General features: G+C 27.0%; 23 protein-coding genes. 16 read left to right on the top strand and 7 right to left on the bottom strand.

Annotated elements, in window-relative coordinates; all coding sequences use genetic code 11:
* Positions 1–11: 11 nt before the first annotated feature.
* The 13 genes from rpsB to lpxB are packed head-to-tail and all read left to right on the top strand — an operon-like array spanning position 12 to position 11,713.
* Complete coding sequence (gene rpsB, locus AC5SLN_RS03530) at positions 12–833, top strand: 30S ribosomal protein S2 (protein ID WP_494592752.1); 822 nt, start codon at positions 12–14, stop codon at positions 831–833.
* A 1-nt stretch (position 834) separates the two neighbouring features.
* Positions 835–1,686: a translation elongation factor Ts gene (tsf, locus tag AC5SLN_RS03525; RefSeq protein ID WP_494591216.1), complete on the top strand. Its 852-nt coding sequence runs from the start codon at positions 835–837 to the stop codon at positions 1,684–1,686.
* Positions 1,687–2,238, top strand: a complete 552-nt coding sequence (gene frr, locus AC5SLN_RS03520; protein ID WP_271766376.1) for a ribosome recycling factor — start codon at positions 1,687–1,689, stop codon at positions 2,236–2,238.
* Positions 2,235–2,912 (top strand): polyprenyl diphosphate synthase, encoded by a 678-nt coding sequence (uppS, locus tag AC5SLN_RS03515; RefSeq protein WP_494592749.1) that lies wholly within the window; start codon positions 2,235–2,237, stop codon positions 2,910–2,912. The genes frr and uppS overlap by 4 nt, the downstream gene beginning before the upstream one ends.
* Positions 2,912–3,577: a phosphatidate cytidylyltransferase gene (locus tag AC5SLN_RS03510; RefSeq protein ID WP_494592747.1), complete on the top strand. Its 666-nt coding sequence runs from the start codon at positions 2,912–2,914 to the stop codon at positions 3,575–3,577. Before uppS ends, AC5SLN_RS03510 begins: the two co-directional genes overlap by 1 nt.
* A 1-nt stretch (position 3,578) precedes the next feature.
* Positions 3,579–4,745 (top strand): 1-deoxy-D-xylulose-5-phosphate reductoisomerase, encoded by a 1,167-nt coding sequence (locus tag AC5SLN_RS03505; protein ID WP_494592745.1) that lies wholly within the window; start codon positions 3,579–3,581, stop codon positions 4,743–4,745.
* Positions 4,746–4,751: 6 nt separating this feature from the next.
* The gene (bamA, locus tag AC5SLN_RS03500) at positions 4,752–6,992 is read left to right on the top strand and encodes an outer membrane protein assembly factor BamA (RefSeq protein ID WP_494594185.1); all 2,241 of its coding nucleotides are present in this window, start codon (positions 4,752–4,754) and stop codon (positions 6,990–6,992) included.
* A complete protein-coding gene (locus AC5SLN_RS03495; RefSeq protein ID WP_494594183.1) occupies positions 6,992–7,522 on the top strand; it encodes an OmpH/Skp family outer membrane protein in 531 nt (176 codons plus the stop codon). The genes bamA and AC5SLN_RS03495 overlap by 1 nt, the downstream gene beginning before the upstream one ends.
* Before the next feature lie 2 nt (positions 7,523–7,524).
* On the top strand, positions 7,525–7,974 hold the full coding sequence (fabZ, locus tag AC5SLN_RS03490; RefSeq protein WP_271487002.1) for a 3-hydroxyacyl-ACP dehydratase FabZ: 450 nt from the start codon (positions 7,525–7,527) through the stop codon (positions 7,972–7,974).
* A gap of 56 nt (positions 7,975–8,030) precedes the next feature.
* Entirely contained in the window at positions 8,031–9,011 is a 981-nt protein-coding gene (lpxD, locus tag AC5SLN_RS03485) for a UDP-3-O-(3-hydroxymyristoyl)glucosamine N-acyltransferase (RefSeq protein ID WP_494594181.1), read from the top strand.
* The gene (gene lpxA / locus AC5SLN_RS03480) at positions 9,008–9,784 is read left to right on the top strand and encodes an acyl-ACP--UDP-N-acetylglucosamine O-acyltransferase (RefSeq protein ID WP_494594179.1); all 777 of its coding nucleotides are present in this window, start codon (positions 9,008–9,010) and stop codon (positions 9,782–9,784) included. Before lpxD ends, lpxA begins: the two co-directional genes overlap by 4 nt.
* A gap of 1 nt (position 9,785) precedes the next feature.
* Positions 9,786–10,580, top strand: a complete 795-nt coding sequence (locus AC5SLN_RS03475) for an LpxI family protein (protein ID WP_494594177.1) — start codon at positions 9,786–9,788, stop codon at positions 10,578–10,580.
* Positions 10,577–11,713: a lipid-A-disaccharide synthase gene (gene lpxB / locus AC5SLN_RS03470; protein ID WP_494594175.1), complete on the top strand. Its 1,137-nt coding sequence runs from the start codon at positions 10,577–10,579 to the stop codon at positions 11,711–11,713. Before AC5SLN_RS03475 ends, lpxB begins: the two co-directional genes overlap by 4 nt.
* Here lpxB and gltX read toward each other — a convergent pair.
* The 7 genes from gltX to AC5SLN_RS03435 all read right to left on the bottom strand — a co-directional run bounded on the left by gltX (position 11,690) and on the right by AC5SLN_RS03435 (position 19,102).
* A complete protein-coding gene (gltX, locus tag AC5SLN_RS03465) occupies positions 11,690–13,090 on the bottom strand; it encodes a glutamate--tRNA ligase (RefSeq protein ID WP_494594173.1) in 1,401 nt (466 codons plus the stop codon). The genes lpxB and gltX overlap by 24 nt on opposite strands.
* 22 nt (positions 13,091–13,112) lie before the next feature.
* Complete coding sequence (lexA, locus tag AC5SLN_RS03460; RefSeq protein ID WP_271487021.1) at positions 13,113–13,790, bottom strand: transcriptional repressor LexA; 678 nt, start codon at positions 13,788–13,790, stop codon at positions 13,113–13,115.
* 88 nt (positions 13,791–13,878) lie between these two features.
* Complete coding sequence (locus AC5SLN_RS03455) at positions 13,879–14,670, bottom strand: indole-3-glycerol phosphate synthase TrpC (protein WP_494594171.1); 792 nt, start codon at positions 14,668–14,670, stop codon at positions 13,879–13,881.
* The gene (gene trpD / locus AC5SLN_RS03450; RefSeq protein WP_494594169.1) at positions 14,663–15,655 is read right to left on the bottom strand and encodes an anthranilate phosphoribosyltransferase; all 993 of its coding nucleotides are present in this window, start codon (positions 15,653–15,655) and stop codon (positions 14,663–14,665) included. Before trpD ends, AC5SLN_RS03455 begins: the two co-directional genes overlap by 8 nt.
* On the bottom strand, positions 15,652–16,227 hold the full coding sequence (locus AC5SLN_RS03445) for an aminodeoxychorismate/anthranilate synthase component II (protein ID WP_018414084.1): 576 nt from the start codon (positions 16,225–16,227) through the stop codon (positions 15,652–15,654). Before AC5SLN_RS03445 ends, trpD begins: the two co-directional genes overlap by 4 nt.
* Positions 16,227–17,681 carry an anthranilate synthase component I gene (gene trpE / locus AC5SLN_RS03440; RefSeq protein ID WP_494594167.1) on the bottom strand — a complete coding sequence of 485 codons (1,455 nt, stop codon included), beginning with the start codon at positions 17,679–17,681 and terminating at the stop codon, positions 16,227–16,229. The genes AC5SLN_RS03445 and trpE overlap by 1 nt, the downstream gene beginning before the upstream one ends.
* Positions 17,681–19,102: a SurA N-terminal domain-containing protein gene (locus AC5SLN_RS03435; protein ID WP_494594165.1), complete on the bottom strand. Its 1,422-nt coding sequence runs from the start codon at positions 19,100–19,102 to the stop codon at positions 17,681–17,683. The genes trpE and AC5SLN_RS03435 overlap by 1 nt, the downstream gene beginning before the upstream one ends.
* 56 nt (positions 19,103–19,158) lie before the next feature.
* On the opposite strand from AC5SLN_RS03435, the gene AC5SLN_RS03430 reads away from it, so the two are divergent.
* The 3 genes from AC5SLN_RS03430 (at position 19,159) to AC5SLN_RS03420 (ending at position 22,205) form a co-directional block, all read left to right on the top strand.
* On the top strand, positions 19,159–19,899 hold the full coding sequence (locus tag AC5SLN_RS03430) for a triose-phosphate isomerase (RefSeq protein ID WP_006996994.1): 741 nt from the start codon (positions 19,159–19,161) through the stop codon (positions 19,897–19,899).
* A gap of 5 nt (positions 19,900–19,904) precedes the next feature.
* A complete protein-coding gene (gene secG / locus AC5SLN_RS03425) occupies positions 19,905–20,204 on the top strand; it encodes a preprotein translocase subunit SecG (protein WP_006996993.1) in 300 nt (99 codons plus the stop codon).
* An 84-nt stretch (positions 20,205–20,288) separates the two neighbouring features.
* Positions 20,289–22,205, top strand: a complete 1,917-nt coding sequence (locus AC5SLN_RS03420; RefSeq protein WP_494594163.1) for a TolC family protein — start codon at positions 20,289–20,291, stop codon at positions 22,203–22,205.
* The last annotated feature ends 4 nt before the right edge of the window (positions 22,206–22,209 follow it).

Below are 22,209 nucleotides of genomic sequence, written 5' to 3'. Positions count from 1 at the left end.
CGGGAATAAATATGAAAATACCAAGTCTAACTATCCAACAACTATTAGAAGCAGGCGTTCATTTAGGTCATAAGACCTTAAGATGGAACCCAAAGATGAAAAAATACATTTTTGGAAAAAGAGATTCAATTCATATTATTGATTTAACTCAAACATTAGAATTAACCAATGTAGCTTTGGAAAAAGTTTACAATACGATAGCCAATAATGGCAAAATTCTCTTTGTATCTACAAAAAAACAAGCATCAGAAGCTATTGCTGAAGTTGCAAAAGAAACTGGACAATACTTTGTAAACTACAGATGGTTAGGTGGAATGCTAACCAACTGGGGAACAATCTCAGGATCAATTAAAAAGATGAAAAAATATGAGGCTGATCTTGTAGCTGAAAATAGAGGCTTTACAAAAAAAGAACTATTAAAGATGAGTGTTAAAAAAGATAAATTAGAAAGAGCATTAGGTGGAATTGCAGAAATGAAAAAGGTTCCCGATCTAGTTTTTATTATTGATACTAATTATGAATCTCTAGCTATTGCTGAAGCTTCTAAATTAGGTATTCCAATCTGTGCTATACTTGACAGCAATTCTAACCCTGATGGTATTGATTACCCAATTCCTGGTAATGATGATGCTAGAAGAGCAATTGATTTGTATTGTAATTTAGTAAAAGAAACTATTGAAAATGCAAAAAAAGCTGCTCCATCTAAATCTGAAGAAAAACCAGATGTTGATGAGACAAAAACAAAAGAAACTTCATCAAAAACTATTCAGGAGATTGATAGAGAGAAGTTAGATGCTAAATTTTCAAAAAAAGATAAGGAAAAACTAAATTAACATGAGTGATATAGAAAAAGTAAAACAATTACGTGAAGCAACCGGTGCTGGATTTAAAGATTGTAATTTAGCAATCAAAGAATCTGGAGGTGATCTAGATAAAGCTGTTGAAATTTTAAGAGTAAAAGGAATTTCTAAAGCATCAAAAAAAATGTCAAGAGATGCTAAAGAAGGTGTTATTGCAACTTCAGGTGATGAAAACAAAATATCTGTTATTGAAATTAACTGTGAAACAGACTTTGTTGCTAAAAATGATGACTTCGTATCTTTTGCGAAAGAATTAAGTGAATTAAATAATCAAAATTCGTCTGACTTAGAGAAACTCAATAAGTCAAAAATGGCAAATGGAGAAACAGTTGAAGATAGCCTTGTTGCATTAATTGCAAAAATGGGAGAAAAGATAACACTTGGTAAAGCTAAAACATTTAGCCAACCAGGTTCTAAAAATTTTAATTATTTGCATACTGTAGTTAAAGATAATTTGTCTAAATTATCAGTCATAACTTCACTTGAGACCTCAAACGATAGTGAAGATGTTAAAGCATTTGGTAAACAACTTTCAATGCATATTGCAGCTTCAAATCCTTTGGCTTTAAGTTCAGATTTAATTGATAAAGACCTTCTTCAAAAAGAACAGGATCTTGTTACAGAGGAGTTAAAAAATTCAGGAAAACCAGAGGAGATTGCACAAAAAATTAGCTTAGGTAAAATGAATAAGTTTAAAGAGGAAAATGCATTATTAACACAAGCATGGGTTATGGAACCAAAAAAGAAAGTTCAAGATATTATAAAAGAACTAAACATACCAGATTTAAAGATTAACAATTTTCTTAGAATTAAAATAGGTGAATAAATGTTTAATGAAAAAACATACAGCCAGAAGATGGATAAAACCATTGAGGTTTTTCAGAAAGAATTAACATCATTAAGAACAGGTAGAGCAAATGCTTCAATGTTAGATCTTGTTAAGGTGGAAGTTTATGGTCAAGCGATGCCTTTAAATCAAGTTTCAAGCATAACAACTCCGGATGCTAGAACAATTAACATACAAGTTTGGGATCTTAATAATGTTCCACTTGTTGATACTGCAATTAAAAAATCAGAATTAGGTTTAAATCCTCAAATCGATGGACAATTGATTAGGTTGCCCGTACCAGATTTAAATGAAGAAAGAAGAACTGAGATTAAAAAATTAATCAAATCTATGGGTGAAAAGTGTAAAATCTCAATAAGAAATATTAGAAGAGAAGCGAATGATGATTTAAAAAACTTAGTTAAAGAAAAAATAATTAGTGAAGATGATGAAAAGATTAATGAAAAATTAGTACAAACATTTACGGATGAGCATATTAAAATCATAGATACTAAAGTTGAAGCCAAAGAAAAAGAAATAATGACCATATGAACCCAGTCAAACATGTGGCCATCATCATGGATGGAAACGGAAGGTGGGGTATTAAACATAAAAATTCAAGAAACGCAGGTCATAGAGCAGGGTTATATACAGTTGAGTCTGTTATTGATGAATGTTTAAAGATAAATATTAAATATTTAACACTCTATACCTTTTCAACTGAAAATTGGAAAAGACCAAAAAAAGAAATAAATTATTTATTTAATTTATTGGAGAATTTTTTGACAAATAAAATTGATAACCTATTAAAAAAAAAAATTAAACTAAAATTTATAGGAGAGATAAATAAGTTACCCATTAGATTAAGAAAAATTATAAAAAATTCAGAATTAAAAACATCAAAAAATTCATCTTTACAGGTAAATGTTGCATTGAATTATGGTTCCAAAAGTGAATTAATTAACTCTATAAAAAACATCAGGAAAAAAAAAATTAAAATAAATGAAAAAAATATTGATAATAATTTATTTACAAAAAATATAATAGATCCAGATATTTTGATAAGAACTGGAAATACTCAGAGACTAAGTAATTTTATGCTATGGCAGTTGGCATACACAGAAATTTTCTTTGAAAAAAAATTATGGCCTGACTTTAAAAGTAATGATTTTAAGAAAATATTAAATAAATTTAAATCCATAAAAAGAAATTTTGGCTCAATATGATGAATAACGAATTAAAAAAAAGAATATTCACATCTATTATTTTACTTTCTTTATTGGCAGCAATGTATTTTTATACATTTATAATGATTGGTTCAATAATGATTATAGCAATAATTATATGGATTGAATTTTATGCATTGATTTCTAAAATTATAAAAGGCAATAGATATCAGGACCATTTTTTTAGGTATATATCAAAGTCAGCTTCATTACTGTATTTATCTATTTTGGTTTATTTTATATTTATAATAGAATCTGATTATACAGATTTAAAAATATATTTATTGTATTCAGTTTTAATTGCAATTTTATCTGACATTGGTGGATTAGTATTTGGAAAAACTTTTAAAGGAAAAAAACTTACTAAAATAAGCCCTAATAAAACTATATCAGGATCCATTGGTTCAATTGTTTTATCGATGATTTTAATACCAATATTTTATAATGAAGTAATTATATACGACTTGCTTACTTTAATAATACTAACAATTGTAATTTCTTTAATTTCCCAAATAGGGGATCTATTCATCTCTTTTTTAAAAAGAAAAGCTAGAGTTAAAGATACTAGCGATCTTCTTCCTGGTCACGGAGGATTACTTGACAGAATGGATGGCATAATTTTTGCTGTGCCGCTAGGTATACTTTTGTTAAATTTTTTAAACTAATATGAGAAAAAAAATAGTACTTTTAGGCTCGACCGGTTCAATTGGTAAATCTTTTTTAGACATACTTAAAAAAGATAAAAAAAATTGTGACATTTTATTATTATCTGTAAATAGAAATATTAATGAATTGCTTAAACAATTAAAAATTTTTAAAGTTAGAAATATTGTTGTTGGAGAAAAAAAAAGTTTTTTAAAAATTAAAAAAATACTTAAAAATAAAAAAATTAATATTTATAATAACTATGATTCAATACATAAAATTTTTAATAAAAAAAAAGCTGACTATATATTAAATGCAATTTCTGGTTTGGATGGTTTAAGCCCCACTTTAAAAACAATTAGGTTTACAAAGAATATAGCAATAGCCAATAAAGAGTCTATCATTTGTGGCTGGTCATTAATAAAAAAAGAATTAGATAAATTTAAAGTTAAATTTATACCAGTAGATTCAGAACATTTTTCAATATGGTCTTTAATTGATGATGCTAAAAATATTAATATAGAAAAAGTATTTATTACAGCATCAGGGGGACCCTTTAACAAATTAAATTTAAATAAGTTTAAAAAAATTACTATAAAACAGGCGCTTAATCACCCTAATTGGAAAATGGGAAAAAAAATAACAATAGATTCTGCAACATTGATGAATAAAGTTTTTGAAATTATAGAAGCTAAAAAAATTTTTAATTATAAGTATAGTCAATTAAACATCTTAATACACCCAGCTTCCTATGTTCATGCTATTATTAAATTTAATAATGGCTTAACTAAAATGTTAATACACGATACAAATATGAAAATTCCAATTTTTAACTCTTTTTATAGCAAGTATGAAAAAAAAATTCGAACGCAAAAACTTAACTTTAATCTATTAAGTAAACTTAATTTTACAAAGGTAGATACTACTAAATTTCCAGTTGTAAAAATTTTAAAGAAGATGCCACACAATGACTCATTATTTGAAACTGTTATAGTAAGTGCGAACGACAAATTGGTTGATTTATTTTTAAAGAAAAAAATAACATTTAATCAAATATCAACTTTCTTATTGAAAATAATCAAAATGAAGGAATTCACAAAATTTAAAAAAATTAAGGTCAAAAATATTGATGAAATCATCAAATTGAACAGTTATGTAAGTTTGAAAATTAACAAATTAACTATATAAAACCTTATGTTTAAAACAATTATAAGAATTAATTTTATTTTATTCTTTATTTCCACTTTATCTATAGCTCAAAATATAAGTGAAATTAAGGTGGATGGTAATAAGAGAATATCTAAAGAATCTATAATCATTTTCGGCGATATAGATTTTAACAAAAGTTACAATGACGATGACTTAGATACAGTACTTAAGAATATTTATGAGACAAATTTTTTCAAAGAAATTAACTTAAAAATTAATAATTCAATCTTAGAGATTTCCGTCATTGAAAATCCAATCATTGAAGATGTCCAAATAAATGGTATTAAAAGTACAAAATTAACTGAGCTATTATTTGATAAGATTAAATTAAAAAACCGTAGTTCTTATATTGAAACATTGTTTCAATCAGATTTAAATTTAGTAAAGAATATTTTGAAAAGTAGCGGATATTACTTCGCTGATGTTAAAACAACCTCCACATTAAATGAAGAACAAAATTCTACAAGACTTACTTACGATATAAATTTAGGCAAAAGAGCTAAAATCCATGAAATCCAATTTATTGGAGATAAAAAAATGAAAGATAGAAAACTTAAGAATATTATCACCTCTGAAGAGTCTAAATTTTGGAAATTTATTTCACAATCTATTTATCTTAATTCTGAAAGAATAGAATTAGACAAAAGACTATTAACAAATTTTTATAAAAATAATGGCTATTATAACGTAGAAATAACAAACTCTTTTGTAGAATTTAATAATGAAGATTCTTTTAAGTTAATTTTCAATATTAATTCTGGTGAAAAATTTATATTTAACGAATTAATTTTAGTATTATCTGAAGACTACGATTCAAAATATTTTACTAAAATTAATGAATCCTTAGTAGATTTAAAAAATCAAGAGTACTCATTAGATAAAGTTGAGAAAATTTTAAGAGAAGTTGATAAAATAGCGCTTACTAAACAATACCAATTTATTGATGCGTCACTAGAAGAAACAATAATAGATAATAATAAATTGAACATTTCATTTTCTTTAAAAGATAACGAAAAATTTTATGTTGAAAAAATTAACATACTAGGAAATAATTATACTATTGAAGAGGTTATTAGAAACTCTTTAATAGTAGATGAGGGTGATCCTTATAATGAAATTTTATTCAACAAATCTGTAAATAATATTAAAGCAAAAAATATTTTTTCAAAAGTAGAAACTAATATTGTTCCAGGTTCTAGCGAAGGTCTTAAGGTGGTAAATCTTACTGTTGAAGAAAAACCTACTGGAGAAATTTCTTTAGGTGCTGGTGTTGGAACATCAGGCGGCACAATAGGTGGAGGTATAAAAGAAAATAATTTTTTAGGGAAGGGGATTAAATTAAACTCAAATTTACAATTTTCAGAAAATTCTATTAAGGGACAATTTATATATGAAAAACCTAATTTTAATTATTCAGATAACTCTTTATTTACCTCTATAAGAAGTACCAGTACTGATAATATAACTGACTTTGGTTACAAAACATCAGATTTAGGTGTATCCCTAGGTACTTCTTTTGAACAATTTGAAAATTTATACTTTAGACCTGAGGTTGATATCTCCTACGAAAAACTTGAAACAACAAGCGCTGCATCAACATCTCTTAAAAAACAAGAAGGAAATTATTTTGATAGTTATTTTAACTATTCTTTAGACTATAACTTAACAAATAAAAGATTTCGACCAGATGAAGGTTTTAGAAATATATTTCAACAGGAACTACCAGTAATGTCAGATAATTATGAAATTGTTAATTCATTTGAGTCAACCAGATACCAGAAAATATCAGAAATGGTTACGAAAGTTAGTTTTTATGGAAAAGCTGTAAATTCACTTGGTAATGAGGATGTAAGAATCTCAAAAAGGTTATTTATGCCTAGCAGTAAACTCAGAGGTTTCGAATCTGGTAAAATTGGTCCAACCGAAAATAATGACTACATTGGTGGTAATTATATTTCTGCTCTAAATTTCAGTGCTACACTACCTAAACTTCTACCATCCTTTCAAAATATAGATTTTTCTCTATTTATTGACGCTGCTAATGTATGGGGTGTCGATTATGATAGTGCTATTGATGATAATAATAAAATTAGGAGCTCAACAGGAGTCGCAATGGATCTATTAACACCAATTGGACCTCTAAATTTTTCATTGTCTCAACCAATTACTAAAAGCTCTACTGATAAAACCGAAAGTTTTAGATTTAACCTTGGTACAACATTTTAATGACTTTCAAAAAAATCTGTATTTATTTAACCACAGCATTTATTCTTTTTTATACAAATATTGCTCTATCAAATAATAATATTTACTATCTAGATATAGATTATTTGATGAATAATTCACTAGCTGGGAAGTCAATCATTAAGAAATTAGATGAAAAAAAAAAATCTAATAAAAAAAAATTTGAAGAAATTGAAAAAAATTTACAAATTGAAGAAAAGAATATAATTTCAAAAAAAAATATTTTAAGCGAAAAAGAATACCTCATTGAAGTACAATTATTTAAAAAAAAAGTTGAAGACTACAAAGTATCTCGAAATAAAACAATTAATCAAATTACAAAAATAAAAAATGTTGCCCAAAGAAATCTAACTAAGTCACTTACTCCAATTCTTGCAGATTATGCTAAAAAAAATTCTATCTCATACATCATTCCAAAACAGGGCATCATAATAGGTAAAAAAGAATTAGATATTACAAGTCCAATACTTGAAATTTTGAATTCAAAAATTAAAAGTATAGAATTACAATAATTATGACCAATAAATTAAATAAAAAAGAAATAATCAATTTATTACCTCATAGAGAGCCCATGCTTCTTATAGAAGAATTAATTAATATCAAAAAATTATTTTCTGCAACGGCAATTGTTAATGTTAAGAAAGATAGTTTTTTTGTACAAGGACATTTCCCTGGTAATCCCGTTATGCCAGGAGTTTTGATTGTTGAAGCTTTTGGTCAAGCAGCTGCAGCTCTTACCGCGCATGGTATTGATAGAGAAACTTATGAAAACAAACTTGTTTTTTTAATGGGTATTGAAAAAGCAAGATTTAGAAACCCAGTTATTCCAGACTGTAAGCTAGAACTAAATATAGAAGCAATTAGATCTCATGGAAGAGTCTGGAAGTATAAGGGTGAAGCATTTGTTGATGGAAAAAAAATGGCTGACGCTCTATGGTCAGCTACTATCGTAGATAAAAAATAATTAGTAATAATTCTTGATAAGCAAACCTTTAAAATTTTTGATAAAAAACTTTATCAATGAATAATCCATTTTTTAAGAATAAAGGTCCTATAAAAATTGATGATATCTTAATTTCTGCAAATATTAATAATAAACATAAATATGTAGAAACAAATATTTTAGATATCAAGGATCTTGTTACAGCATCGAATACAGATATTACTTTTTTTCATTCAAAAAAATATGAAGCTGTGGCTTCAATCACTAAAGCTGCTTATTGTTTAACTACTAAGCAATTATCAAGTATATTACCAAATAATTGTAAACCTATTGAGGTTGATAATGTTCTTATCTCTACTGCTATAATTACTAAAATATTTTATCCGGATTCTGTTACTGATGATTTTGATCCCCAAACTGAAAATATTGAAAAAACAATTTTACATAAGACTGTGAAACATGGTCAAAATGTATTGGTTGGAAAAAATGTTAAAATTGGGCTCAATTCTTCAATAGGGCATAATTCAATAATTGAAAGCAATGTAATCATTGGTGATAATTGTTCAATTGGATCTAATGTTATCATCAGAAATACTTTAATTAAAAATAACGTTTATATTTTAGATGGATGTGTAATTGGAAAAAAAGGTTTTGGTTTTTTCCCAAATAAAAATGGAAATACTAGATATCCTCACATAGGAATTGTGATAATTGAAGATAATTGTGAAATAGGTTGTGGATCTACAATAGACAGGGGCTCTTTGTCTAATACTGTAATTGGCAAGAATACCTTTATTGATAATCAAGTTCATATTGCTCACAATAATAAGATCGGAGAAAATTGCATCATTGCTGGTCAAGTTGGATTTGCTGGAAGCTCTACATTAGGAAATAATGTGATGATTGGTGGTCAAGCAGGAATATCTGGACACTTAAAAATTGGTAATAATGTACAAATAGGAGGTGGATCCGGTGTTATAAAGAATATTCCTGATAATACTAAACAAATGGGTTATCCTGCTAAAGATTTAAAAAAATTCATCAAAGATAATAAATGATCCATAAAACAGCAATAATAGATCCAAAAGCAAAAATAGCTTCAAATGTTGAGATTGGTCCATATTGTATAATTGGTCCAAATGTCGAAATTGATGAAAATACTATCATTCATTCTCATGTTAATATTTCTGTAAGTGCTAAAATTGGAAAGGGAAATAAGATTTATCCTTTTGTTTCAATTAATGATCCACAGGACTTGAAATACAATGGTGAACCTACTAATTTAATAATTGGTGATAATAACAAAATTAGAGAGCATGTAACAATAAACCCTGGTACAGTTAGTGGTGGGGGTAAAACAGTTATTGGAAATAATTGTTTATTTATGATTTCATCACATATCGCTCATGACTGTCATGTTGGTAATAATGTAATAATTGCAAATAATGTACCTTTAGGTGGTCATGCAATTATTGAGGACCATGTTGTTATTGGCGGCAATTCCGCTGTTCAACAATTCACTAGGATTGGAAAAATGGCAATGATTGGTGGAATGACGGGTGTGTTACATGACGTAATACCTTATGGATTGTCTACTGGAAATAGAAATTCATTGCAAGGATTGAACTTAATAGGGTTGAGAAGAGCTAAGTATGAAAACAAGGATATCTTAGGTTTAAGTGACGCTTACAAAGAAATTTTTGCTACAAAAAATATTAATGAAAATATAAGTAAATTGAATGGTTCTTTTCAAGAAAATCAGTTAGTTAAAGATGTAATTAAATTTATAACAAAAGATAAAAAAAGATCTATTTGCACACCATTTTCATAAGATGATAGGATTAATTTTTGGTGATACTGATTTTCCAAAGGAAATTCTAAAAACAATTAAAAAAAATAAAATAAAATATTTGATAATTGATTTATCAAAAACAAAGAAATTTAAGAAAGATAAAAATTCTTTTGCTGTATCCATGGGTCAATTCGGTAAAATTATTAATATTCTTAGGGAAAATAACTGTAAAAAAGTCTTATTTGCTGGAAAAGTAAATAAACCAAACTTTTCTAAATTAAAATTAGATTTAAAAGGAATTTATTATATACCAAGAATAATCAAAGCCTCAAAGCTTGGAGATGCAGCGATACTTAAAGAAATTATTAAGATATTTGCTCAAAATAAGATTAAAACAGAAAATTCTCTTAAATTTAATCCCGAATTATCTTTAACGAAAGGTAACTATTCAAAGATAAAACCAAACAAACAAGATCAATTAGATATTAAAATAGCAATTAAAACATTAAATAATTTAAGACAATATAATTTTAGCCAAGCTGTTGTAGTTAGAAACAAAAAAGTGATTTCTATAGAAGGAAAAGGTGGGACTAAAAAAATGCTTGAAAAAAGCAAAAGCAAAATATTTAGAAACCATGGAGTATTAGTTAAGTTTCCCAAAAAAAAACAAGACTTGAGAGTAGATCTGCCAACGATAGGATTAAAAACTATCAAACAAAGTAAGACTGCTGGTTTAAAGGGTATAGTTATAAAAAACAAACAACATGTTTTTTTAGATAAAATCAAATGCATAAAATTTGCGAATAGAAATAAGATGTTTATCTCAGTAAAATGAAAAAAATCTTTATATTAACTGGTGAACCCTCTGGAGATAAACTTGCCTCTAAAGTCATATCCAAAGTCCAAAAAAATAATCCAAATATTCAATATGCTTGTGTCGGTGGAACACATTTAAATTCGTTAGGAATAAAATCTATTTTTAAGCTAAAGGAAATTACCCACATCGGCTTTACAAGTGTTTTATTAAATATTTTTAAAATAAAGAATAAAATAGATAAAACTGTAGAAGAGATAATAAGATTTAATCCAGATATTTTGTTTAGTGTAGATAGTCCTGATTTTACATTAAGAGTTGCAGAAAAAGTTAAAAAATTAAACAATGATATAAAAACTATTCATTATGTAGCACCACAAGTATGGGTATGGCGTGAGGGCAGAGTAAAAAAATTTAAAAAGTTTTTAGATCATATTTTATTATTATTTGATTTTGAAAAAAAATACTTTGATAAAGAAAATATTCCAAATACTTTTGTCGGTCATCCGTTGCTAGAAGAAGAGTCAAAAAACAAAATAGATCTAAATAACATCATATCTAATGATAAAAAAATTATTTCTCTTTTTTCTGGAAGTAGATCGTCGGAAGTTAATTTACTTTTACCTATCTTGATAGATTTTATTAATATGATGAATAAAAAATTTAATAATTTTACTTTTATTTTTCATACTACTGAGGATAATAAAAATTTAATTAGTGAAAAAATTCATAATATAAATTTAAAAAATGTTGAAGTCATTTCTGAAGAAAATATTAAAAAACAAATTTTAAATAAATCTATTTTTGCAGTTTCTAAATCTGGAACTGTTTCTCTTGAAATTTGTAATGCAAGAGTTCCTTCTATAATTATTTATAAAATGAATTTTTTGAATTTTTTAATTGTTAAAATGTTGGTGAAAACAAAATTTGCTAATATCATCAATATTATTAACAACAAAGAGATAATTCCTGAATTAATACAAAAAGAATGTAATGCTAAAGAGATTTACGACTCTGTTGTTTATTTTTTAAAAAATCCAGAATTAATGAAAAAACAAATCAATGAGTGTGATGAAACTTTAACTAAAATTAGATCAAAAACCTCATCTTCTGATGAAGCTTCTTCCGTATTAACTAAGTTTCTTATTAGTTAATCTTTTTATAACTTCCTCTTTTCCAAGTGAAATAATTATATCATATATGCCAGGTCCAAATTTTGAACCTGTTAAAGCTATTCTTAAAGGCTGACCAACTCCTTTAAAATTTGTATTATTTGATTTAATTAGTTCATTTATTATTGGCTCCAATGTTTCTTTGCTAATTTTATCTATGATAGCAAATTGAGCATTGAAAGCAGAAATGATTTTTTTTGCCTTATCATCAACGATCTTAATGTCATCCTGATTAAAATTTATCTCATCGACAATAATATATTGACCATTATTAAATATATCTTCTAATGTTTTTGCTTTATTTTTTAAGAAAGTTAGAGATTTTTTGATCTTATCTTTTTTATCTGACTTAATTTCACTCTTATATAATTTGCAGTATTCTATTAGTTGATTAAATAAATCATTTTCATCAATATTTTTAATATAATGCTCGTTCATTGATAGAATTCTACTCATATCTAGTTTAGATGGTGATTTTCCTATACCTTCTAAGTTAAAGTACTTAATGCTCTCATCTAGAGTGAATATTTCTTTATCTTCAAAAGACCAGCCCAATCTCAGTAAATAATTCCTCAATGCATCAGGCATTATTCCTATTTTGGAGTAGTCATCTAAAGTTGATGCATTATCTCTTTTTGATAATTTTTTACCTTCTATTGTATGAATAAGAGGTATATGTGCAAATTGAGGAACTTCCCATTTCATTGCTAAGTATATTTGCATTTGTTTGAATGTATTAATCTTATGATCGTCGCCTCTAATGATATGGGTCATATTCATTTGATGATCATCAACGGTTGCAGATAAATTATATGTTGGCGTTCCATCATTTCTTAATATTATAAAATCCTCTATTGTAGTATTCTCAATTTCAACATCTCCTTGCACCAAATCTTTTAGAATTGAAGTTCCTTTAATTTTACTTTTAAATCTAATTACTGGTTTGATAATTGTAGGCGCATTAGACTCTTGAAGATCTCTACATTTTCTATTGTAAACATAAGGAAGTTTTTTTTGTCTCGCTCGTTTTTTTTGCTCTTCTATTTCATCACTTGAACAATAACATTTATAAGCATGACCATTTTTAAGCAGTTCATTAGCTACATTTACATGATCATCAATTTTAGTTGATTGAATGTATTCATCACCATCATGCTCAATACCAATCCATTTTAAAGACTTGATAATTTGAATTTTATGTTCATCTTTAGATCTTTCCTTGTCTGTATCTTCAATCCTTAGATGAAAGGTCCCATTTTTATTTTTAGAATATAGCCAATTGAATAAGGCAGTTCTTACACCACCAATATGAAGAGCTCCAGTAGGAGAGGGAGCAAATCTTGTTGCTACTTTTGACATCAATGATTTTTAGACTATTTTCTTAGAAGTTTCTATATAAAGATACAAGAATACCTTGAACTTTTACTCTATCTGGACCAAATATTTTGGTTTCATAGTTTCTATTAGCACTTTCAAGCGCTACAGTTTTTCCTTTTCTTCTAATTCTTTTCAACATTGCCTCGTGTTCATCTATTAAAGCTACTACAATTTTACCGTTATCAGCAGTGTCAGATCTTTTTATGATAACAGTATCACCTTCATTAATGCCAGCCTCAATCATTGAATCACCTTGAACTTTTAGACCAAAATATTGACCGTTTTTTTCAAGATTGCTTGGAAGAGGTATACGAGAAACTTCATTTTGTATTGCCTCTACAGGTGTTCCTGCTGCTATACTACCTAATACAGGAATTTCCATTTCATTTAAGTTAGTATTTTCTGTATCTAGACCACCCTTAATAACACTAGGTGAAAAGCTATTGTAAATATCATTAGCAGAAGCTGTTTCAGGAAGTTTTATAACCTCTAAAGCTCTAGCTTTGTGAGCCAACCTTCTAATAAAACCTCTTTCTTCTAAGGCACTTATTAATCTGTGTATTCCTGACTTAGACTTTAAATTTAAAGAATCTTTCATTTCTTCGTATGAAGGAGATACACCTGAGGCTCTCAATTTTTTGTTGATGAATAAAAGCAGGTTTTTTTGTTTTTTAGTTAGCATAAGAACAAATAAAGTACAAAATCTGTTCTACAAGTGTTCTTTTAATTCTGCAATAGCTAAAAAATGTTTAAAATAGGGGCTTATTTTACTAGAGAATGGAAAAAATAGAATTTTTATTTAAATTTTTTAAAAGTGATTCACCAATTAAAAAAGTTTTTATTTCTGTTTTGTTCTCTAAAGAAAGAAGTTCTTCCTTTGTTTTAATGCCGCTTTCAGAAATTAAAGGGGAGGAGTGATTACTTAAGACGTTATAGATATCATAAGTTGTATTAAGATCTGTTTTTAAAGTTTTAAGATTTCTATTATTTATTCCAATTAATGCTTCTTTAAAGTTAAGAGCTTTTTCGGCTTCTTCAATTGTATGGACCTCAACAATTATTGACATATTAAGTCTCATTGCTTCTTCATATAATTCATTAGCAAGGTCGTCAGAGACACCAGCTAATATAATTAATATTGCATCCGCACCATAACTTTTTGCAAGAGGTACTTGAAACTTATCAATAAAAAAATCTTTACATAAAACAGGTAAATTTATTTTTTCTTTCACTTTACTAATGTCACTTAGGCTGCCCAAAAAGAAATCTTCTTCAGTAAGAATTGATAAACATGTTGCTTTATTGTTATTGTAGATTTTTGCTATTTCTATAGGGTTATAATCATCAATTATAATACCAGCAGATGGGCTTGCTTTTTTTATTTCTGCAATTAGAGAGATTTTATTATTATCAATGTTGTTTTGAATTTTATCTTTAAAGTTAATAAATGATTTATTTTGATCTATTTGTTCATTTAAAAAATTTAATGAAATTGATTTTTTTAATAAATCAACTTTTTCAATTTTTTTTTTAATAATTTCCTCTAGTACATCTTTAGACATTTTGAATTTCCTTTAAGTCATTGTATGTTTTTCCTGACAATATATGTGTTCTTGCTTCGTTATAAGCTTCAATAAAAATTGTATATTTTTCTGAAACGATAAGACCTGCTGCAGCATTTAAACAAACAGCCTTTGAAAAATCATTATCCTCACCTTTGAATATATCTAACATTTTATTTGCGTTAAATTTTGCATCATCACCAAGTAAATCTTCAAATTTATTTGCACCTATATTTAGTTTTATAGGATCAATTAATATTTCAGAAATTTTACCATCTTTTAATTGAACAACATTAGTTTTTGAATAGGGTGATATTTCATCTAATCCATCTTCACTATTTACAATCCAGGCAAATTTAATATCTAAATTATTCAAAGCATTAGCAAAAATTTTTAATAGTTTTTTATCAAAAACACCAATTACTTGCCTGTTAACTAGTGCAGGACTACTTAAGGGACCAATCATATTAAAAATTGTTCTTTTTCCTATTTTTTTTCGAGTAGGACCAACAAATCTCATTGCACTGTGATAGTTAGGTGCAAACATAAAACCAAAGTTATTTTTTTCAATTTGTTCCTCAATATTTTTAGGCTCTAAATCTATCTTTATATTTAAAGCTTCCAAAACATCTCCTGAACCACATTTAGAGGAAACAGCTTTATTGCCATGTTTTGCAACTTTTATCCCCATACTAGATAGAAGTAGTGCTGAAGCGGTTGAAATATTAAGTGTGTTCATACCGTCTCCACCCGTTCCACATGTATCAATACAGTCATTAACGTTAACTCTTTTAGATTTATCTCTTAATACAAAAACCCCTCCAGCAATTTCATCTGAGCTCTCACCTTTAGATGAAAGTAGAGTTAAAAAATCAAATATCTCATCATCTGATGCTTTACCATCCATTAGTATTTCAAAAGCATTTTTGCTTTCAGCAAACGATAAGTCTTGTTTATCTTTTAATTTATCTATGAAAACTTTCATTTACTTTTGTAATTAATAAAATTTTTTAATATTTTAATTCCAATGGTAGTTTTTATACTTTCAGGGTGAAATTGAACACCGTGAATATTATATTTTTTATGCATTATGCCCATGATAATTCCATCTTCAGTTTCTGCAGTAATTTCAAGATGATCAGATAACGTTTTTTTATCAACTATAAGACTGTGATACCTTGTAGCTTCAAATTTAGAGGGAAGATTTTTAAGTATACCTATTTTTTTTGATTTTATAAAACTAGTTTTCCCATGCATTAACTTTTTTGCTTGAATAATTTTTGAACCGAAAACTTGGCCAATAATTTGATGACCTAAACATACTCCAAGAATTGGTATTTTTCTATAAAGTGCTTTTACTATTTTAATACAATTTCCTGATTGATTTGGATTACCTGGTCCTGGTGATATAATAATTTTGTCATATTTAATTTTTAGTATTTGTGTATGGGTGATTTTATCATTTCTAACCACATCAACTTTAACGCCTAGTGATGATACATAGTGATATAAGTTAAATGTAAAACTATCATAGTTATCTATTAATAAAATTTTCATTATTTTAATGCATTCATTAAAGCTTTGGCTTTATTAACAGTTTCTTCGTATTCTTTAATTGGATTACTGTCAGCTACTATTCCTGCACCAGCTTGGACATAAAATTTTTTATTTTTTACAACAGCAGTTCTTAATGCAATGCATGTGTCAAACTCACCATTCGCAGAAAAATAACCTATACCCCCAGCATATACTTTTCTTTTAGTGGTTTCTAGCTCATCAATAATTTCCATAGCTCTAATTTTAGGTGCACCAGAAACAGTCCCTGCAGGAAATCCAGCAAGTAGTGATTTAAATTTTGAAATTTTATTATTATAAATACCCATCACATTGGAAACTATATGCATTACATGAGAGTATTTCTCGATCATAAAACTATCTGTAACTTTAACAGTTCCTATTTTAGAAACTTTACCAGCATCATTTCTACCCAAGTCAAGTAGCATCAAATGTTCAGAAAGTTCTTTTTTATCTTTAAGCAAATCTTTTGCAAAAAAGTTATCCTCTTTTAAATCTTTACCCCTAGGTCTAGTTCCAGCAATTGGTCTAACAGTAATCTTGTTATCTCTTAGTCTTACTAAAATTTCTGGACTAGCGCCTATAATTTGAAAATCATCAAAATTAAAAAAATACATAAATGGAGATGGGTTAGTAATTCTAAGTTTTTTATAAATTTCTAATGGTCTTTTAGACAATTTAGCTTCAAACCTTTGACTTAAGACGACTTGAAAAATATCTCCAATTTTTATGTATTTTTTAGCTTTGTTTACCATCTTTAAAAACTTATTTTTGGTTGTATTAGATTTAATTTTTATATTTTTGACAATGGCTTTATTAAAATCTTTTTTTTGGAGAGAAGCTTGAATTAATAATTCATTTATTTGTTTTTCAATTTCAAGGTATTTATTCTTATAGTTTGTAATTTTTTCATCCTTAAAGATATTAACAATATAAAAAATCTTTTTTTTCAAGTTATCGTGGACAACTAACACCCTTGGTCTTAAAAGCCTTACATCAGGTAGTTTTAAATCATCTCTACATTTGTTTGGAATTTTTTCTATGTATCTAATTGAATCATAAGAAAAATAACCAGAAATTAATGAACTAATAGGAGGAAGACCTGATGGTATCTTAAATTTAAATTCTTCAATTATCTTTTCTATAATTTTTTCAGGTTTTCCTTTAATTCTTTTTTTAGTTTTGTTTGTAACTAAATATGAATTATTATTATTGAACTCCCAAATTTTATCAGGGTTTTTACCAAAAATAGTGTATCTACCTCTTATTTTTCCCTTTTCTACGGATTCAAAAACAAAACTATTTTTTTCTAGAAGAAAATTATCTATTAGATTTAGGATTTCGTCATCATTTCTTATTTTCCTAGTGGTGTAGAGGATTTGATTTTTGTTTCTTTTATGTTGAAACTTAAAATCATTAAAGTTTCTGTTTAACATTATTTAAAATAATTTTTAACTCGCTCAAGTGTTTTTTCATTCACAACAACTTGGTATCTGTTATTTAAAAATAAATCATATGATTTTAAAATATTATTTTTACTTTGAGCTCCCTCTTCAGAAGATATTTTTCCAAAATTAGCAGAATTTTTGTTAATGTTTTTTTCTTCGTATTTTATAGTCTTTGCAATAAACACATCATTTTCATTGTTTGCAATTAATGTAAAAGAATTAATAGGAAGAGAATAGAGTATTTGAATTGAGTTTGTCTCAAATTTTTTAGTATCATTTATAGAATCTAGCTTAATTTCTTTTATATTGTTTTTACCAAACTCATCAAATGACACTTGATTGAATGTTTTTTTATTAATTTTTTCTAAAATATTTTTATTAAATTCAAGCTTTTCTTTTTGAAATAGAAGATTTGTAATTTGTTCTTTAATTATAGGATTTTCAAGATCTGGCAATTTAGAGATTGAATTATTTATATTGTAAAAAATATAAGCACCATTATTTTCAAGAATTTCAATTTTATCTTCTCTTGAATTATAGATCATATTTTCTATTATTTTTTTATTATCAAAATTTATGTATGAGTTAACTTCGGTAGGGGAAATATCCAAATTTTTAACTATAGTTTTAAAGTCAATATTTTTTGATATTTGGTTTTCTATATCGTCAATTTTATCAAAAAATGCTTGATTAAAATCATCAATACCTAGTAAGTTTTTTGGGCTAATTTCAACAAAAGAGAAATCAATATAATCTTGTTTTAATTTTTCTGCATTTTCTTCAACGAAAAACTTAATATCGTTATCTGTAAACATTTCCTTTTTTTTATAAAAGGTACTTAGATCGATATATTCGATATCTAATTTTTTGTTATTTTCTTTATAAAATTTATTAATTAAAAATTCTGGTGATTTTGTTCCACCACTTATGTAGGTAAATAATTGTTTTTGAAGTTCATTATTTTTCAAGCGTATTTCAAACATGGCTGCAGAAGAATTATTTGTTAATAAAAATTTTTCATATAATGTTCTTTGAAATAATCCATTTTCATCATGGAAATTTTTATTATTTTTAATTTTTCTAATCAATACGTCTTCTGTGATTGAAAGATTAAGTTCTTCTATTTCAAGATCAAGAAGAGTCGTGGATACTAATGTAGATAAAAGTTCTTCTATAATATTTTTATCGATATTTTCTTTAATTACCTGTTGGCTTAATCCTGATTCATTTAAATAATCCATAAAATCTTGTGTAGAAATATTAGTATTATTTATCTTAGCTATGTTGTTTTGATTGCCAGTGCTAAATCCTCCACCAAAACCACCAAAACCAAAAGCTACTATAATTACAAAAATTAGTAGTAGACCACCAATTTTCTTTTTAGAAAAATTTTTAAAAGGATTTATCATTACTTCATTAATTTATTGATCTTTAAAATACCAAGCTATAGATTAAATTTTTCATTATGACAAATAAATATATGTATTTTGTAGCTAATTGGAAAATGTATGGGAATTTATCTTCTTTAAATACATTGGATAAAGTTATTAGATTTTCAAAATCTAAAGAAATAAAGGGAGGTAGATTAATTTACTGCCCTCCAAATACTTTAATAAGTTCTTTTGCTAAAAAATTTAATAATTGTCAAATTGGTATTGGTGGACAAAATTGTCATGAAAGCAAAGATTATGGTGCTCACACTGGCCATGTTAATTCCCGTATGTTAAAAAACATTGGTGCGCATTTTGTAATTATTGGTCATTCTGAAAATAGAAAACAAGGTGAGAGTGATAAACTAATTAATCTAAAAATAAAAAGTGCTCTCGAAGCTAAATTAAAAGTTATTTTTTGTATTGGTGAAACTTTAAGTGAAAAAAGAAAAAAAAAGACACGTTCAATTTTATCTAAACAAATTAAAATTGGTCTAAAAAATATTAAAAATAAATCTAATATTTTTATTGCTTATGAGCCTGTTTGGGCTATTGGCAGTGGCATTATACCAAAATCATATGATCTTTTTAAAACTATAGAATTTATTAAAAGTAAATTTAGAGATAAATTGCCAAAAGTTTTATATGGAGGTTCAGTCAACCCTGAAAATATTACAAACTTAAAAAAAATTAATAATATTGATGGTTTTTTGATTGGTGGTGCATCTCAAAGTGCTAAAAAATTTATTGATATAGTCAAAAAAACGTATAGTTAAGCCACATGGAAAATATTTTATTAGTAGTCAACTTAGTGCTAGCAACAATACTTGTACTTTTGATACTTGTACAAAAATCAGAAGGTGGTGCTCTTGGCATAGGTGTCTCTCAGGATAATTTTATGCTTTCCAGATCTGCAGGTAATTTTATGGGGAAGGCTACTGCAGTAGTTGCAACTTTATTTATAATTTGTAGCTTAGCTTTAACAATTATATCTAGAGGTGAGTTAACACCTACTGAATCAGTTTTGGATATCATTGAAGAAAAGTCTAGTGATACACCTTCAATTCCTGAAAATAATTAAAAAATTAAAAAAAAGTTTAAGAAATAAACACTTTTACCTTTAAAACCCCAAACTGGTCACTCAACCTTTATTAGAATATTTCTAATGATTTATAAAGAGTTCGTGTACCAAAAAATTATAAAAATTGTATTAATCTTAAGCCTTAGCTTGTTGGCTTCGTGCGCCAATAGAGGCCCATTGCCATTTTCTTTTGATTTTTTAAAGAAATCTGCTGATGAAGATATTGAAAAAATTTCAAAAATTAGAAAGCAAAATGAAATATTACAAAAAAACTTAGACATTGATTTATATACAGCGATCGCCCTTGCAATCGAAAATAACAAAGATTTAAAAGTAAAATTATTCGAAACCGCATTAGCGGACCGTCAATTGAAAGACGTAAAGTTTGACATGTTACCAACCATGTCAGCTAATGCAGGTTATTCTGGAAGTGACAATTATCAATCATCCACAAGTGCAACTGTTGGAAATAATGATATAGCAGCATCCAAAGGGTCTACATACTCTACATCACGAAATAGAGATGTCGTTGATCAAGATATAGGTTTTGCTTGGAACGCACTTGATTTTGGTTTGTCTTATATCAGAGCAGGGCAAACAAGCGATCGATTTTTAATTGCAAAAGAGATAGAAAAAAAATCAGCTAACAATATTGCAAAAGAAGTTATTCGATCTTATTGGAATGCTCTTTCTGCAGATAAGTTAATTCAAAAATACGATCCTTTAATTAAAAAAGTAAAAATAGCTTTAAGCGACTCTCAAAAAATAGAAGAGATGTTGCTACAAAAACCAATGGATGCACTTTTGTATCAAAAAGAATTGCTAGATATAAAGAGAGCTCTTATTACACAAAGACAAACTTTAATTAATTCTAAAATTGAATTAGGAACCTTAATGGGATTGTTGCCCAACCAAAGCTATAAATTAGTAGCAACCAATCAACCTATCAATATTTTAGACATGGATTTAAAAAACATGGAAAAACATGCTTTAGTTAGTAGAGCAGAGTTATTAGAAAATCGATATCAAGAAAGAATATCCGTTGCTGAAACTAAAGTTGGATTAAGATCTTTGTTACCTAATTTTAATATTAACGCAGCTTTCACAAGTTCTTCAAATGATTATCTACAAAATAAATCAAATTTTGAATTTGGTTCTTCAGTTGGCGCAAACTTATTAAATGTCTTTAGAGCACCATCGATTAAGAAAATGAATGAGGCAAATACAGAAATTATTAAAGAACAACGTCTTGCTTTATCTATGGCTATTTTATCACAAGTTCATTTAGCAAATATCGATTTTCAAATGAGCATGGAAGAATATGATACGGCTGAACGTTATTTAAAAGTTTCAACAAAAATTGCCGACCAAGTTCGAAACGCACAAAAAATTGCAAGATTTGGTGAGTTAGAATTAATTAGAGAAGAAGCGGGTACTCTTGTTGCTGAACTAAGAAGAGACATTTCATTTTCTAAAATGCAACATTCAATTGCACAAGTTTATACCTCAGTTGGAATTGATATTACTACAAGAGACACCATAGTAGGGGGTACGGAATTATTTGCATATGAAATTAAGAATAAATTTAGTGGTTTAGGTAAAAAATACATTGCAAAAGTAACAGAACCTATTCAAAAACAAAATCCAGTTGCTAAACAATTTGATGAAAATTATAAAAAATTTGAATTTTCAGATAAAACGTTCAAACTTGAAGGTCAAGGTTCTGTACAATATTCAGCAAGATTATCAAATGATCAACCATTACCTAGTTGGATAGATTTTTTACCAACGCAAAGAGCGTTTTTAATAGACTCGGTACTAAAAGGTGACATTCATGAAATAGAGCTCATTGTTAATGCAAAAAATATCAATTCTACAGTTGATGATCAATTTACTTTGATAGTGGATCCAATTTTAAAGAGCCAAAAAGATTTAGCAAAAATAATAGGTACCACATTAAAAGAAAAAGCTGAAATAGTTAAAGCTTCAAAAATCCAATAAATTA

Source organism: Candidatus Pelagibacter sp. PS_31, assembly GCF_059417865.1.
The sequence above is the reverse complement of the archived record's forward strand: the minus strand, read 5'-3'. Positions and strand labels throughout refer to the sequence as shown.